Raw genomic sequence first — 14,766 nt, forward strand, 5'->3', positions numbered from 1 at the left:
TTGTTTTTCTTTTTGCAACTTTACGCCTAATTTTCGGCATATACCAATGCTGATTAATGCGGACTAACATTTAGCCTATCAATAGTATTGGTCTTCGTCCAAAACAATCCATTTGAGGTCAATCGAAATGTCTGACACTGAATTTCGTCATGGCAAAAAGCGCTTTTACGACAACACTAAATTCCCACGTGGTTTTGCCAAATCTGGTGACTTTACTCTTGCAGAAGAAGAGATCCTAACTATTTACGGCGATACCATGCTTGCTCTAGAGAACGGCGAGTTAGCTCCTCAGAATCCTGAAGAGAAACACTTCGTCAAAGTCATTGAGAACCCAGGTAAAGCTAAATCCAAGTTGGAACGCATTTGGCTAAAATACATCCAGCTAGCTCGTGGACGTAAGCGCTTTCATACTTTAAATGGTCGCAACAAGCTTGATACAAGCGATGACTACGTTGACGATTCCAACTTAGTTGAAGAAGACTGATCATTAAAACGCCTCTATTTACTAGGGGCGTTATTGCTATTGATATTCGCATCAACATATATGGTTGCTAATCATCAAATAAAAATTACCCCTCATCGTTAAAAGCCTTGATTTGAATGAACAATTTTTGCGCTTATTTGGGGGGCTTTTTACGCCATTGTTTTTAATCGATACGACAAATAACATTTGTTTTACTCGCACTCCTTTTTGTCCGTTAATGCGCGCGGACACGCTCATACTGCAATGCCGTGTCAGGTGTGATATCAGCTCAATCTGATTCATTTCTTCTCTCTATTTTCGTGAGAATAGATGTGGAAAAAACATCCAAACTAGACCGTGTGCGCGCGGATTACAACGTTCACTACTGGAGCCAAGGTTTCTACGGTATCGATGACCAAGGTGAAGTGTACGTATCTCCTACCAGCGACAAAGCGCATCAAATCCCTTTAAGTAATATCGTTGCTCAACTTGAACAGAAGCAGCTAAACCTGCCTGTACTTGTTCGTTTTCCACAAATACTGCACCAACGAGTGCACAGTATTTGTCAGGCGTTCAATCAAGCTATTGAAGAGTATCAATACCCAAATAAATATCTGTTGGTCTACCCAATTAAAGTAAACCAACAGAAAGAAGTGGTAGACGAAATTCTAGCCAGCCAAGCAAGCCTTGAAACTAAACAGCTAGGTCTTGAAGCGGGCAGTAAGCCTGAGCTACTTGCGGTACTAGGGCTAGCACAAAAAGCCAGTTCTGTGATTGTATGCAACGGCTACAAAGATCGTGAATACATTCGTCTAGCACTGATCGGTGAAAAACTGGGTCACAAAGTTTTTATCGTATTAGAAAAGCTCTCTGAGCTAGATCTAGTTTTAAATGAAGCGAAGAGCCTTGGCGTTAAACCTCGTTTAGGCCTTCGTATTCGCCTCGCCTCGCAAGGTGCAGGTAAATGGCAAGCCAGCGGCGGTGAGAAATCAAAATTTGGTTTATCTGCCTCACAAGTACTGACTGTTATCGAGCGCCTGAAAAAAGAAGAACAGCTTGATGCGATGCAATTGGTGCATTTCCACCTTGGCTCACAAATGGCCAACATTCGTGATATTCGCAATGGGGTGAATGAATCTGCACGCTTCTACTGTGAACTCCGTGAAATGGGTGCAAAAATTGATTTCTTTGATATCGGTGGTGGGCTTGCGGTGGATTACGACGGCACGCGCAGTCAGTCTTCCAATTCAATGAACTACGGTTTGATTGAATATGCACGCAACATCGTCAGCACTGTGGGTGATGTATGCCAAGCTTACGGTCAACCGATGCCAGTCATTATCTCTGAGTCAGGTCGCTCGCTGACCGCTCATCATGCTGTGTTGATCACCAACGTTATTGGTACCGAGACTTATCAGCCCGAGAAAATAGACGATCTGGGAAGTGATGCGCCTACGCTACTACAAAACATGTGGCGTAATTGGCAGAACTTACTTGATGGCAGCAATGCACGTGCACTAATCGAAATCTACAACGATACACAGGCAGACCTTGCTGAAGTTCATTCACAATTCTCTACAGGCGTATTGAACTTGCAACAACGCGCATGGGCAGAGCAGATGTCACTGCGTATCTATTTCGACCTTAGCCGAGCGATGAGCAACAAAAATCGATTCCATCGTCCTATTTTGGATGAGCTCAACGAGCGTTTGGCAGATAAGTTCTTCGTTAACTTCTCGCTGTTCCAATCGTTACCTGACGCATGGGGCATTGACCAAGTATTCCCAGTGTTACCACTTTCTGGCTTAGACGAGCTTGAAGATCGCCGCGCTGTCATGCTCGACATCACTTGTGACTCTGATGGCGTAATTGAGCAGTATGTTGAAGGTCAAGGTATTGAATCAACCTTGCCAGTACCAGCTTGGAGTACAGATAAACCTTACCTGATGGGCTTCTTCTTAGTGGGTGCTTATCAAGAGATTCTTGGTGACATGCACAACCTGTTTGGCGACACGCACAGCGCAGTCGTGACGGTAAGTGACGAAGGTGAAGCCATTGTTGAACGTATTGATGAAGGCGACTCGGTTGAAGACATGTTGCGTTACGTACACATTGACGTAGACAACATTCGAGAGCATTATCGCGAGCTCGTTAATAAACGAGTCGACCTAAAAGAACAACAACAGGTACTACAAGAACTGGAACAAGGTCTCTGTGGCTACACCTACTTAGAGGATTTTTAAATGAATGATTTGTTTAACAAAACTGATTATTCACTTTACTCGAACTCAATGAGTTTTATGCGTCGCCCTTACCTACGTAACCCAATCGGCAGCGATGCCGATGTCGTGGTGCTAGGTGTGCCTCTGGACATGGCCACATCTGGTCGTCCGGGTGCTCGTATGGGACCTGATGCAATTCGTCGTGCGTCTGTGAACCTTGCATGGGAAGAAAAAAAATTCCCTTGGGATTTCAACGTATTTGACCGAGCTAAAGTTATCGATGCTGGCGATCTAGTCTTTGACTGTGGTGATGCCGAAGATTTTACTTACCGTTTAGAAAAAGCGGCGGGTGAAATCCTTAAAAATGGTAAGACGCTAATGGCACTTGGTGGTGATCACTTCATCACTCTGCCGATTCTGCGCGCATACGCTAAACATCATGGTGAAATGGCGTTGATCCACTTCGACGCCCACACTGACACTTATGCAAATGGCAGCGCGTACGACCATGGCACCATGTTCTATCATGCGCCAAAAGAAGGTCTAATTTCGCCAAAGCACTCTGTGCAGATCGGTATTCGTACTGAGTATGAGCAGCAAAATCATGGCTTTAATGTCATCAATGCGATGGAAGCAAACGACATGTTGGCTGACGATATCGTTGAAAAAGTACGTAGTATTGTCGGTGATAAACCAGTTTACGTGACTTTTGATATCGATTGCTTGGACCCAGCTTTCGCTCCCGGAACTGGTACACCAGTATGTGGCGGTCTGAACTCCGACAAAGTGCTTAAAATCCTACGCGGTTTTGCTGGCATGAATGTCGTGGGCATGGATGTTGTCGAAGTCGCTCCAGCCTATGATCACGCGGATATGACAGCGCTTGCAGGCGCAACAGTCGCACTTGAGCTGCTCTACGTTTGGGCGTCAAAAAAGTCAGCTGAGTAAATATAACTCAGCGTGAATCTAAGCCTGCTATTGAGCCTGTCTCAATGGCTGGCTTTTTTATCTTTGCCAAAATCCATTTCACTTGTTTGTGCATTTTGTCGCGAGCATGTCAATCTGATTCAATCACCGAATACCAATATCAACGTTGGGATCACCTCTTCACAATAACCTACTCGAATTAGATTTTAGATTTCATTACCCTACGCCTGAACAACCTCCATTAAGAAGTAGAGTTAATAATGATTGAACGTCAAGAAACCAAACAACGTATGAGTCGTATCGTAAAACACAACGGTACTATCTACTTATGTGGTCAAGTTGCTGCTGATGCAAACAAAGGCATTACTGAGCAAACTCAAACCATGTTAGACAAGGTTGACGCTCTGCTAGAGCAAGCGGGTAGCTCACGTGAGCACATGTTGTCTGCAACCATCTACATCAAAGACATGAAAGATTTCGTTGAAATGAATGCCGTATGGGATGCATGGGTTCCTGAAGGTCACGCACCAGCGCGCGCTTGTGTTGAAGCAAGCATGGCTCGTGAAGACTTGCTAGTAGAAATTTCAGTGGTTGCTGCTGAGAAGTAATCTCTACTAACTGATTAGAGTGGCGCAATGTCTATAGCTCAGGTTGATGTTGCATTGCCAATATGAAGGGGAAGGCTTGTTCTGCCCCTTCATCATTGATGAATCCAGAACCTTACCCTTACCGTCTTTGACAAGTAGTACAACCGCGACACGCTTGCCTGGTACTCTTATTCAAACGTGAGCGTTGAATTTTGCAGTAAGCATTTTTTAACGCACGACGAGCAGCAAACCAATCTTGAGGCTTTTCTAAAATTAGATAGCCGTTAAAACGCTTCACCAACTGCGTTCGGTACTCATTGATAAACTGGCTGTCATAACCTATCTCAAAGTAATCCAAAGCTTGCTCTATTGAAGTAAAACTGGCAATCGTGTTCTGAATCTCGTTACTCATTATCGGGATCTTCTGAGTCGCTTAGCCGGTCAAGATACCACAATCCTACTGCTATCCCCACCTTCGCTATTATTCATTCCTAGCCATAATGGTACAAGTTGCACTACCGTGGTATTGCTTGTATATTCGCACTACTTGAGAGTCCAAGGAGTCGCCAAGTTAGCGCGTTGAACGGCTTTCACGCAAGCTCGCAAACCCCGCGAACTAACTTGAGCAATAGGTGCTTTCACCAATGTCATTTTTTGGCAGGCGTGTGAGCACTTGGATTTCAGCATACCCTGCCTTACTTATCGAATTATCGAGGTAAAAGCACAATGATTCGTAAATTACACGCAGAAGACCTAGATCAAGTGGTCGCCATCTGGTACTCCGCTTCCATCCTTGCTCATGATTTTATCTCAGAGGCATTTTGGCTTAGCCAAAAACAGCCAATGCAAGAGATCTATTTGCCAAATAGTGATACTTGGGTATATGAAGTCGACGGCAATATTTTAGGCTTCATCTCTCATTACCAAGGCTTTGTTCCGGCACTATTTATTATACCGAATGCTCAATCTCAAGGATTAGGTCATCAACTACTTAATAGCCTAAAACAGCAACATAACGAACTACAATTGACGGTTTACGCTGAAAACAGCAGAGCACATCAGTTTTATCAAAAGCAGGGGTTTAAAGAAGTTGAGCGCAAGCCTTGTGAACATACGGCTCACGAAGAAATTGTCATGATTTGGCATTCAGCATCCTAATCTTTTGACGCTCTAAGAGATAAACAATAAAACGCCCAGTGCTCATTAATAGCACTGGGCGTTTATTGTTTCATAGTGCCACATTACTCATGCACTAATCACTAAGCGATTAATCGTAAAACATTATGCCCAAAAAGACATGGCGATCATTGTAAGTGCTGTAATACACACAACATTAAGGATCAAACCAACTCTCATCATTTCACTTTGCTTAATATGACCAGAACCAAACACAATGGCATTTGGCGGAGTTGCAACAGGTAACATAAACGCACAAGAAGCTGCGACGGCAATCAACACCGATAAGATTACCGGTGACATACCAAATGCTTCCGCAACCGTTGCAAATACGGGGATTAACAGCGCAGCGCTGGCCGTATTACTTGCAAATTCAGTAAGGAAGACCACGAATACAGCAATAACGGCAATAATGAAGAAAATGCCTAAATGGGCGATCGAGCCGCTCAGGCTATTGGCTAGGAACACGCTCGTTCCTGTTACTTTCAGTACATTACTCAAGCAAATACCACCACCAAATAGTATTAATACCCCCCAGTCGGCGGTTTTTTCGATATCTTTCCAATGAACAACGCGTGCAAAGTTAACTGCGACAATCGCACCAAGGGCAACAATAGTATCGAATTTGGCATAACCCCCAATCATCGCATTGATCGGTTTACTGAAAATCCACAAGAATACCGTCGCGGCAAAGATGGCGAGGGTAACCACTTTACCTTTGTCCCACTCTACCGGCTCATGGTTTAGATCGAACTCGCCACGTAGATCGGGCTTCAACACCATATACAATACGGCGATCGCCAGAGGTAACAAGATCGCAGCGGCTGGCAAACCAAAGCTCATCCACTCGGTAAAGGTTAAGCCGACTTCTGCCGCCGCTATCGCATTTGGTGGGCTACCAACGATGGTTGCAATTCCACCAAGGCTAGCACTATAGGCGATACCAAGTAGCACAAACACATAGGTTTTGTGACCACTCTCTTCGTTCACTTTACTCAAAACGCCAAGCACAAGAGGTAGCATCATAGCCGTGGTTGCTGTGTTACTAATCCACATCGATAACAATGCCGTCACACCAAATAGCATAAACACTGCAACACTCATTTTTCCTTTGGCGATGATCAGTACTTTATCTGCAATGACTTTATCAAGTCCTTGTCGGTGCATCGCTGCCGCTAGGGCAAAGCCGCCAAGGAATAAGAAGATGATTGAATTAGAGAAATTATTCAGTGCTGTTTGCGTATTAAAGACACCAAATAACACCGCCATTATAGGCACAAGGATAGCCGTAACCGTGACGTGCAGAGCTTCCGTTAGCCAAAGAATCGCTATGAAAACCAACATACTGAGCCCCAAAACGACTTGTGGCTCAAACGGTAGGGTGAAGTAAAGAGTGATAAACAACGCGACATCCGCAAGGATGATTAGGCTGTTGCGGTTAATTAACCACTCTCGGGTATTGTTGGGCAAAGGGACACTATCGTTTCTATTCATTATTATTTTCCTTATGAGAGCCTTTAGGCACAGCAAATGATCCCACATAACCCTCTAAGGAAATATTTTACTTTACGAATTTGTTAACCACATCAAATTAATGGTTATAAATGTTAAGATATTGATTTGACTATTAACTTATCGAAGCTCTGCATAACCTCCGTGCACTTCATTACACGCCCATGACCTTGCCCATGTGTTGCAACTAGCGTCACATTTTCCATCTCTTGCGCTGCTTTCTGCGAAACCGAAAACTTAGTGAATTTATCCGCCTCATCATGAACAATAATGGTCTGTGATTGACGAAGTTTTAACTTGGCATATGGATCAACCGATTGAATCGGGTACCGGTAGTGCTCCTCCAACTCTTGTATCACAACGTTGAACAAACGCATTGAGTAGCCAGAACGTGCCACACTGCTAAACAAGTTATCGAGGTAATCAAGAACCGGTGCTATCAATAGCATTGGCTTGTCGGCCAACTTAATATGACGGCACTCTATGGCAGAGGCTGTACCCATGCTATGCCCAATCAAGCCTGCAATCTCTTCAACGCTATCAAGAATCGCTTCTAAGCCTGCGACAAATCCCGGAATATGCCCGTATACCCCGCCACTTTCACCGTGCGCTGGGTGATCATACGCCAGCGCTGTAAACCCACGGCTAGCAATATGCTCCATTAACGGGAAATATTGGCTCGCTGTTCCTGACCAACCGTGTGTTAACACCCATATCGGACCTGCTCCCAGCGAGTATGTCGTCAAGTTTCCTTCTTTAGAAACAATGCTGCCTTTTACTAAGCCGTCGGGCTGTTCATTTTTAGCTTTGGTTCTCACAGGCGTAAGCAGTAACTTACGGGCTGTATTTTCCGCATGCTTTGGAGCCAATTTATGGTGTAATTGGGTTGAAACACTTACTAAACTGCGCTTCAAGCTAAACTTGCTTGAAGTATTAAAATAAATTTTTTCACTCATGGTACCTATCCTTTGGCTACTAAAGCCTTCGCACGCAAAAACGAACGACCGTGCTTTTTTCATCTATAAAAAAGGCAAGCTACACTAAACTCACCAGTCGTTATTCTCTTGTCCAATCCATCAACAAACGATCAACCCCTTGCCAGAAATGAGCTTGGCTGGCGAGTTCACCGCGTAACGAATTGAACAAATGTCCGCTTAAATAAAGCCCATACAATTCAAAAGCCGCTTGCTCGCAATCAAGGTCTGATCTGAACTGCTGATTGTCTCTACCTTTATGTAATTGAATAGTTAAATAATCTATCCACTTTGAAATTGTCACTTTCAACTCTTGCTGAATTGGAGTGTCTTTACTGCCTGTTTCTTTCCAAGCGTCAAGGAACATACAACTCCCTTGGAATGAATGATTCCAAGTTAACCAATGATCCAACAGCGTTTTAAACTTCAGAATAATATCGTCATCACCCAAACAACGCGCTGGCTCAATCACGCTTTCAGTAAACACTCGATTCGCGTGCCCAAGTACAGCCAATTGTAAGTTCTCTTTCGAGTTAAAATGAGCAAATAGACCACTTTTGGACATACCGCATTGTTTAGCCAGTTCGCCTATCGTCAAGCTCTCTAACCCATTCTTACTCGCTAACTCAAATGCCGTTGCCAAAATAGCTTCACGGGTTAAACGCCCTTTACTCATCGCATCACCATCTACTCTGATTATTCTAACTTTAGCACGAACGTTCTTTTTTACAAATTTATCCAAAATATTCAAATCCGTAAATATATTGATTTGCGTCTCGAAATAAATATATTTAATGAAATATACGCGTTTGGATTGACGCATCACCATTGAAATTGAACCATTTATTGTTAGTTTGTGCTCAAATTAATTTATAAAAGTGATTGTTATGGAATCAAAAAAAATCACCAGTATCGAACTGGGACGCCTTGTGGCTATTTTCGTCATCGTCGCTATGCACAGTTCGATGTTCTATACTTACTTCCTTTATCAAGAGACGCCGTGGTTCGGTCTAATTTTTAATCAGACCACCCGCTTTGCGGTACCGTTGTTTTTCTTGATCTCTGGCTATCTCATCCAACCTAAATTAACCGCCACGCCAATGGCAACGCTCAAGAGTTACTGCGCTCCTCTAACCCGTGTATTCATCGTTTGGAGCGTGATATGTCTACTAATGCCGTTTAACCTCCAAACTGTGGTTACCGAGGGCTACTTAACGGAACGCAGCGGCTATTGGGGCTTCTTAGCACAAGCACCATTAAACTCCTTGCTTGAAGGTGGCTTGGTCCACTTATGGTTTATTCCAGCGTTGATGATTGCAGCGCTCATCACAGCTGTACTAATTAAGATAGATAAAGTTCGTTGGCTGTTGCCTGTAGCGATTGTACTGTACGTGTATGGTGTATTAGCCGGCAGTTACCAAAATATAACCGAACTATGGACACCATTTTTCACTCGTAATGGTCCTTTCTTTAGTACCTTGATGTTTGCGATTGGCTTTTTGATTCGCCAAAAGAACATTCAAACGACAGCATCTCAAGGGGCAATTTTAGCGTTGGTCGGAATGGCGATTCATTTTGGCGAAGCGTTTTATCTGGTCGATTACGAGCAGGCATTCAATTCCAACGACTTTGTGTTTGGCACTATGTTGTGGGGAACCGGCTTATTCTTATTCTTACTGGCAAAGCCAACTCTTGGTCATTCCCAATGGATTTTGAACCTGTCTAAATCTGTATTGCCTATCTACGTTGCACACTTACCAGTGATCATCATCATGATGAACGTGGTTGGTTATTGGCAACTTACTGGGCCAGCACAAGACGCGGCGGTGTTCTCAGGCACCATAGTGTTAACACTACTGCTCGTCAAAGGTATTGAGAAAACACCGTTGAACCGATTTCTGTTTAGATAACAAGTATTCTCTAAAACCGCGGCGTTAATTCGCCGCGGCAATTTTACATTAAGCTATTGCTCTTCCATCGATTTTCGCTACTTTTCTGAATATCCATTCTTGTCTAGCTTCTCAATTCATTCTTTCTCTTTCGACATAGTATGTTACTGATAATATAATCATCAAAAATATTGAGGCTATATAACTATGCATAAACCTAAATTTGGATTTTTATCTCCACAACCTTATATGAAGGATGCGTTAGAAGAGATGAAGTCGTTTGCAGATATTACTGTTCTTGACCCAAAAAACTGGGAAAGTGATATTTCAGAGAGCATTGCACAGTGTAAAGCTGAAGGGATTCAAAGTGTTGGTGGGTTTGCGCAGAAAGATGCATTCAGTCATATTTTAATCAATGAAGGGCTAGGACAAAAAGCACCTTCTCGTCTTGCATTTCTGTATTGCATGAACAAATACCTCATGCGAACTTTAGAATCTAATCCAAACTACTTTGATTGGGTTGACCCTCTTACTGAAACCAATGACCAAATCGCTGACAAGATTCAGGAGTGGCCATTCATGTTAAAGAATACCTCTCTATCTTTAGGTCGTGGGGTTTTTAAGATTGATAGTAAAGAGAAGCTGTTTACGATTCTTGATGAATACCGTGCAGATACAGCATTACAACAGGGTATTGCTGATAATTACTGTCACTTTATGAATGGCATCGATAAAACAGAGTTACCTGAAATCATCCCTCCCTTCATTGCTGAACATTATGTCGATATGACCAAAGCGATTGAGTACTGCTATGAAGGCTATATTGACGGTGAAGGTAATATTGTTCATTACGCATTAACAGAAGAAGTTTATTTCCAGAATCACCAAGCATTAGGCTATATCACACCGACTGTTTCGGTTGGACCTGAAGTAGCAAAACAAGTCGGTAGCTGGGTTGATGACTATATGGGTCGTCTGGTTGATCTTGGCTATGTTAATCAGTTCTTTAATATTGAATTCTGGATCATGCCTGATGGTGAAATAGCCTTTGTTGAAATAAATCCTCGCGCAGCTCATAGCTATCACTACAATTACGAGCTTTCGTTTGGGAACAACCTATTCGGAGATAACCTAAAACTTGCTGCTGGCTTACCAATTACTGATGAAACTCCATGGAATAAATGGAGCAAGGATCAAGCTGAAAAATACACATTAATCGTACTTATGACAGCAAAAGAAATTGGTCGTGCAGGAGACATTCTAGACTACGATCTAATCGAAAAGCTCTATCATCAAGGTGAAATTGACTACGTTCGTCATACTCGCCAAGCCAACGATGTTCTTGTCGAGAGTGATATAACATCCGCAGGTGTTATGCTCATCCAATTCTGGATCTCTGGTACTAAAGAAGAAGTTATAGCTAAAGAGCGAGAGATTCGCGCTAAAGCGTATAAAAAATCTCAAGAATTGCCTGAATACCCTAGCTCTTGGAAATAGAATCAAACTGACTCTCTCCCCATCAACTACAGCACCTCAATATGCAGGTGCTGTACTGCCTACACCCATTTAAATTAATTCAGCTATTTCCTGCATAGTCATCGAGTCATTTAGCTACTGGTATACCTTCTAAATCTCTCGCCAATATCAACGCCAAACCAAACACTTGTAAGAACAAGCTGATATTTCGATACCAAGCCATGCTCTCGTTAAGCCTAATCAATTGTTCATTGATGGAGAGGTTGCCTAAATAGAAATCGTCGATTTTCTTTCGCTGGGCTAATTGCTCCTTTTCAATTAAATCAAAAATATGAGGGATATTATCTACTGCTAACTCAGGCATCGACGATACCAACCAATCACTTAATTGCTCGGTCAAAATGTTATCAATGACTTTCAGTCGCTCTGTTTGAGTTAACGACGTCTGAGTGAGGCTACGTTGATGGAGATAGAGCAAGGTCAGCTCTTTTTTCCGCTCTAAACTTTCCACTCGATTCCAAGTTAATTGAATTGAATAGAGATTATCTTGTTTCTGTTCTTCTAAAACAGATATTTTAGAGCCCTGTTTTTCCAATACGATACTCGACATCAAAATAGCCATAACATTGAGCACTAAGCCTGTTAACACGAGCATCCAAGCGGGCGGCCAACGGTATTTCATGGCTACCACAACTTATCAAATGGTAAATAGACAAAATTCAGTATCACCAGCGTAAACATAACGGCGAATGTCAATTTCATACCCTTTACACGCCCACTAAAGTTTTTGCTCAATATTGCTCTTGCATGGATCACTCGCCCCAAAACAAATAGCACACCTAGCCCGTGAATCAGTAAAGCATTCGCACCGTTGTATTCGATCAACGTCATTAAGATCAGAGTGATTGGAATGTACTCAGCAGCATTGCCTTGCGCACCACGAGCTACCTGAAGATCTTCAATCTCGCCATCAGCATGAGACACTTTATTTTTATGCCGCAACTTAATCACTTGCACAGCTAACCAGATCATCAAAAGAGCTAATAAAGCGGCATAAAGTGCTGTAATCATGGTTTTTTCTCCTTTTCATCAGTGTAGGAGAAAATACGCCAAACAATAAAAAAATGCCCCACTATGTTAGGTAGGGCATTGATTGAATGACGGTTTTAAAAAATTATAAGCTGGTTACTCAACTCAACTTATAAAACAGAGTCGAAAGTGGTGGCAAACTTATTAGCAAAGATTGCGCTAAACCTTGGCTTTCTTTTGCCGTGGTATCGATATGCTCAAGCACACTAAAATCACTTCCACTGTATTTGCTCGAATCGGTATTAAGTAACAGCTGATAACGCCCGCCATGGGGAACACCAAGATGGAAGTGGCTATGCGGAACAGGAGTAAAGTTGCTAATCACCAATATGCGCTCACCAGCTTCGCTAATACGCTCATGCGCTAAAATACTGGTATTAGCATCATCTTGTAAGCGCCATTCAAACCCGCTTGGCTCACAATCTAATTCATGTAGAGCACTTTCTTGCTGATAAAGCATATTTAAATCTCTAGTGAGATTTTGAATACCTTGATGCCTTTCAAACTGTAGTAAGAACCACTGCAATTGATCATCATGGTTCCATTCTGCGGTTTGACCCAACTCTGCGCCCATAAAATTGAGTTTCTTACCGGGCTGACCATACATGTAACCAAAATATGCTCTTAGGTTTGCGGTTTGTTGCCACTCATCACCCGGCATCTTATTGTGTATAGAGCCTTTGCCATAGACCACTTCATCATGAGAGAGCGATAGCACATAGTTCTCGCTGTGCGCATAGATAAGTGGGAAGGTGATGGTGTCATGGTGATACTTACGATGGATAGGATCTTCTTGAATATATGAAAGGCTGTCATGCATCCAACCCATATTCCACTTGAATCCAAAGCCTAATCCGCCCATATAAGTGGGAGCAGAAACACCGGGAAACGCCGTTGACTCTTCGGCAATGGTCATCGCGTTAGGGAAGTACTTGTACACTTCCTCATTCATCCATTTCAGCGTGGCAATAGCGTCATAGTTTTCGTTGCCACCATCGATATTTGGGATCCATTGATCGTGGCTGCGTGAGTAGTCGAGATACAGCATTGACGCAACAGCATCGACACGGATGCCATCAATATGGAAAAGATCAAACCAATACAGCGCATTGGAAACTAAGAAGCGACGCACATGCTCGCGGCTCATATCATAAATATAGGAGTTCCAATCTTGGTGCCAACCACGACGTGGGTCAGGGTCATGAAACAGCGGTGTACCATCAAAATTAGCTAACCCATGATCATCAGATGGGAAGTGAGCCGGTACCCAATCGAGCACGACACCAATGTTAGCTTGGTGGCAGGCATCAACAAAATATTTAAAGTCATCTGGCGTACCAAAACGACTCGTTGGAGCAAATAAACCTATTGGTTGGTAGCCCCATGAGCCATAAAACGGGTGTTCTGAAACCGGCATTAACTCAACATGGCTATAGCCCATATCGACTAAATAAGGCACCAGTTGCTTCGCCAATTCTCGGTAGTTTAAGAACTGTCCATATTCATCACGACGCCACGATCCGGCGTGCAGTTCATAAAACGTTAACGCCTGCTTTCTTTTATCACTGACCGCTCGTTGCTGCCATTGACTATCTTGCCATTGGTAGCGCTCGTGATTATAAGTCACTGAGGAGAATGAAGGATGCTGTTCGGCAAAACTTCCCCAAGGATCGGCTTTATGAGGGAGAGGTTCACCGTTGGGATCTTTCAGCTCAAATTTGTAGCGGGTTCCTTCCTCTAGGTTTGGAATGAAGAGCCCCCAAATGCCATAATCTAAACGCTGCATTGGGTTACGACGACCATCCCAATGATTAAAATCGGCAATTAAGCTACAAGCACTGGCATGGGGTGCGTAGACTAAAAATCGAATCCCCGAAATCGATTTTCCATCTCGTTCTAGGGTAACGAACTGCGCCCCCATGTGACGATACATATTCTTCGGCGTATGCAGATCATCATATTCAGCATAGATATTATGGTACTGGTAAGGATCATCGATAATTTGCTCTATACCTGACCAATCAACTGCCAGTTGATAATGGCTAGAGCGTAAATCAAGTTTCTTAGCCAATACAAAGCCACCATCAATTTCACGAGTAAGCGACAGGCGTGTCTCATTGTCTAGTAGCAAATCGACGTTATCAGCACCCGGCATCCAAACTCTCAAAGAACTCTGTTGAGGGCTGAGGTAAGGACCAATGAATGAAAATGGATCCGCAAACGAAGCGGCTGAAAGCTGGTTATAAGCCTGCGCTCTTTTTTCCACAGTAATGTTCAAGTTATTCTCTCCCTAACCTAACTTTCATTTTGCTAGTCAAATGCTAGCTCTACACTAACAAGCAAAAAAACGCCGGTGGACAATCCGTCTAGCGGGCGTTTAGTTATATTATCTAAACTGAATCTGTTCGTGAGTGACCAGATCAAAGTTTTTCTTATCTATCTGCCTGTTAT

Annotated in this window: 14 protein-coding genes; 7 read left to right on the plus strand and 7 right to left on the minus strand. The window is 43.1% G+C overall.

Annotated elements, in window-relative coordinates; all coding sequences use genetic code 11:
* The first annotated feature begins 127 nt into the window (after positions 1 to 127).
* From L4C38_RS18115 to L4C38_RS18130, 4 genes are all read left to right on the plus strand, one after another.
* On the plus strand, positions 128 to 484 hold the full coding sequence (locus L4C38_RS18115) for a MaoP family protein (RefSeq protein ID WP_428798952.1): 357 nt from the start codon (positions 128 to 130) through the stop codon (positions 482 to 484).
* A gap of 311 nt (positions 485 to 795) precedes the next feature.
* Complete coding sequence (gene speA / locus L4C38_RS18120; RefSeq protein WP_428798953.1) at positions 796 to 2,706, plus strand: arginine decarboxylase; 1,911 nt, start codon at positions 796 to 798, stop codon at positions 2,704 to 2,706.
* Complete coding sequence (gene speB, locus L4C38_RS18125; protein WP_428798954.1) at positions 2,707 to 3,633, plus strand: agmatinase; 927 nt, start codon at positions 2,707 to 2,709, stop codon at positions 3,631 to 3,633. It abuts the gene before it with no gap.
* Between the two features lie 239 nt (positions 3,634 to 3,872).
* The gene (locus L4C38_RS18130; protein WP_428798955.1) at positions 3,873 to 4,220 is read left to right on the plus strand and encodes a RidA family protein; all 348 of its coding nucleotides are present in this window, start codon (positions 3,873 to 3,875) and stop codon (positions 4,218 to 4,220) included.
* Between the two features lie 118 nt (positions 4,221 to 4,338).
* Here L4C38_RS18130 and L4C38_RS18135 read toward each other — a convergent pair whose 3' ends face one another.
* On the minus strand, positions 4,339 to 4,611 hold the full coding sequence (locus L4C38_RS18135) for a nitrogenase-stabilizing/protective protein NifW (RefSeq protein WP_428798956.1): 273 nt from the start codon (positions 4,609 to 4,611) through the stop codon (positions 4,339 to 4,341).
* Positions 4,612 to 4,925: 314 nt separating this feature from the next.
* Between L4C38_RS18135 and L4C38_RS18140 the strand changes: the two genes are divergently transcribed.
* Positions 4,926 to 5,357: an N-acetyltransferase gene (locus L4C38_RS18140; protein ID WP_428798957.1), complete on the plus strand. Its 432-nt coding sequence runs from the start codon at positions 4,926 to 4,928 to the stop codon at positions 5,355 to 5,357.
* Positions 5,358 to 5,480: 123 nt separating this feature from the next.
* Here L4C38_RS18140 and L4C38_RS18145 read toward each other — a convergent pair whose 3' ends face one another.
* From L4C38_RS18145 to L4C38_RS18155, 3 genes are all read right to left on the minus strand, one after another.
* The gene (locus tag L4C38_RS18145; protein WP_428798958.1) at positions 5,481 to 6,869 is read right to left on the minus strand and encodes an SLC13 family permease; all 1,389 of its coding nucleotides are present in this window, start codon (positions 6,867 to 6,869) and stop codon (positions 5,481 to 5,483) included.
* Between the two features lie 113 nt (positions 6,870 to 6,982).
* Positions 6,983 to 7,843, minus strand: a complete 861-nt coding sequence (locus L4C38_RS18150; protein WP_428798959.1) for an alpha/beta hydrolase — start codon at positions 7,841 to 7,843, stop codon at positions 6,983 to 6,985.
* Positions 7,844 to 7,943: 100 nt separating this feature from the next.
* On the minus strand, positions 7,944 to 8,537 hold the full coding sequence (locus L4C38_RS18155) for a TetR/AcrR family transcriptional regulator (protein WP_428798984.1): 594 nt from the start codon (positions 8,535 to 8,537) through the stop codon (positions 7,944 to 7,946).
* Positions 8,538 to 8,748: 211 nt separating this feature from the next.
* Here L4C38_RS18155 and L4C38_RS18160 point away from each other — a divergent pair, with 211 nt between their 5' ends.
* Positions 8,749 to 9,771: an acyltransferase gene (locus tag L4C38_RS18160; protein WP_428798960.1), complete on the plus strand. Its 1,023-nt coding sequence runs from the start codon at positions 8,749 to 8,751 to the stop codon at positions 9,769 to 9,771.
* A gap of 186 nt (positions 9,772 to 9,957) precedes the next feature.
* Complete coding sequence (locus L4C38_RS18165; protein ID WP_428798961.1) at positions 9,958 to 11,247, plus strand: ATP-grasp domain-containing protein; 1,290 nt, start codon at positions 9,958 to 9,960, stop codon at positions 11,245 to 11,247.
* A 106-nt stretch (positions 11,248 to 11,353) separates the two neighbouring features.
* Here L4C38_RS18165 and L4C38_RS18170 read toward each other — a convergent pair whose 3' ends face one another.
* The 3 genes from L4C38_RS18170 to glgB form a co-directional block, all read right to left on the minus strand.
* Positions 11,354 to 11,908 (minus strand): DNA mismatch repair protein, encoded by a 555-nt coding sequence (locus tag L4C38_RS18170; RefSeq protein ID WP_428798962.1) that lies wholly within the window; start codon positions 11,906 to 11,908, stop codon positions 11,354 to 11,356.
* Between the two features lie 2 nt (positions 11,909 to 11,910).
* Entirely contained in the window at positions 11,911 to 12,297 is a 387-nt protein-coding gene (locus tag L4C38_RS18175) for an MAPEG family protein (protein WP_428798963.1), read from the minus strand.
* Between the two features lie 118 nt (positions 12,298 to 12,415).
* Positions 12,416 to 14,593, minus strand: a complete 2,178-nt coding sequence (gene glgB / locus L4C38_RS18180; RefSeq protein WP_428798964.1) for a 1,4-alpha-glucan branching protein GlgB — start codon at positions 14,591 to 14,593, stop codon at positions 12,416 to 12,418.
* Between the last annotated feature and the right edge of the window lie 173 nt (positions 14,594 to 14,766).

Origin of the sequence: Vibrio kasasachensis (assembly GCF_050337565.1) — a bacterium.
GTDB lineage: Bacteria > Pseudomonadota > Gammaproteobacteria > Enterobacterales > Vibrionaceae > Vibrio > Vibrio kasasachensis.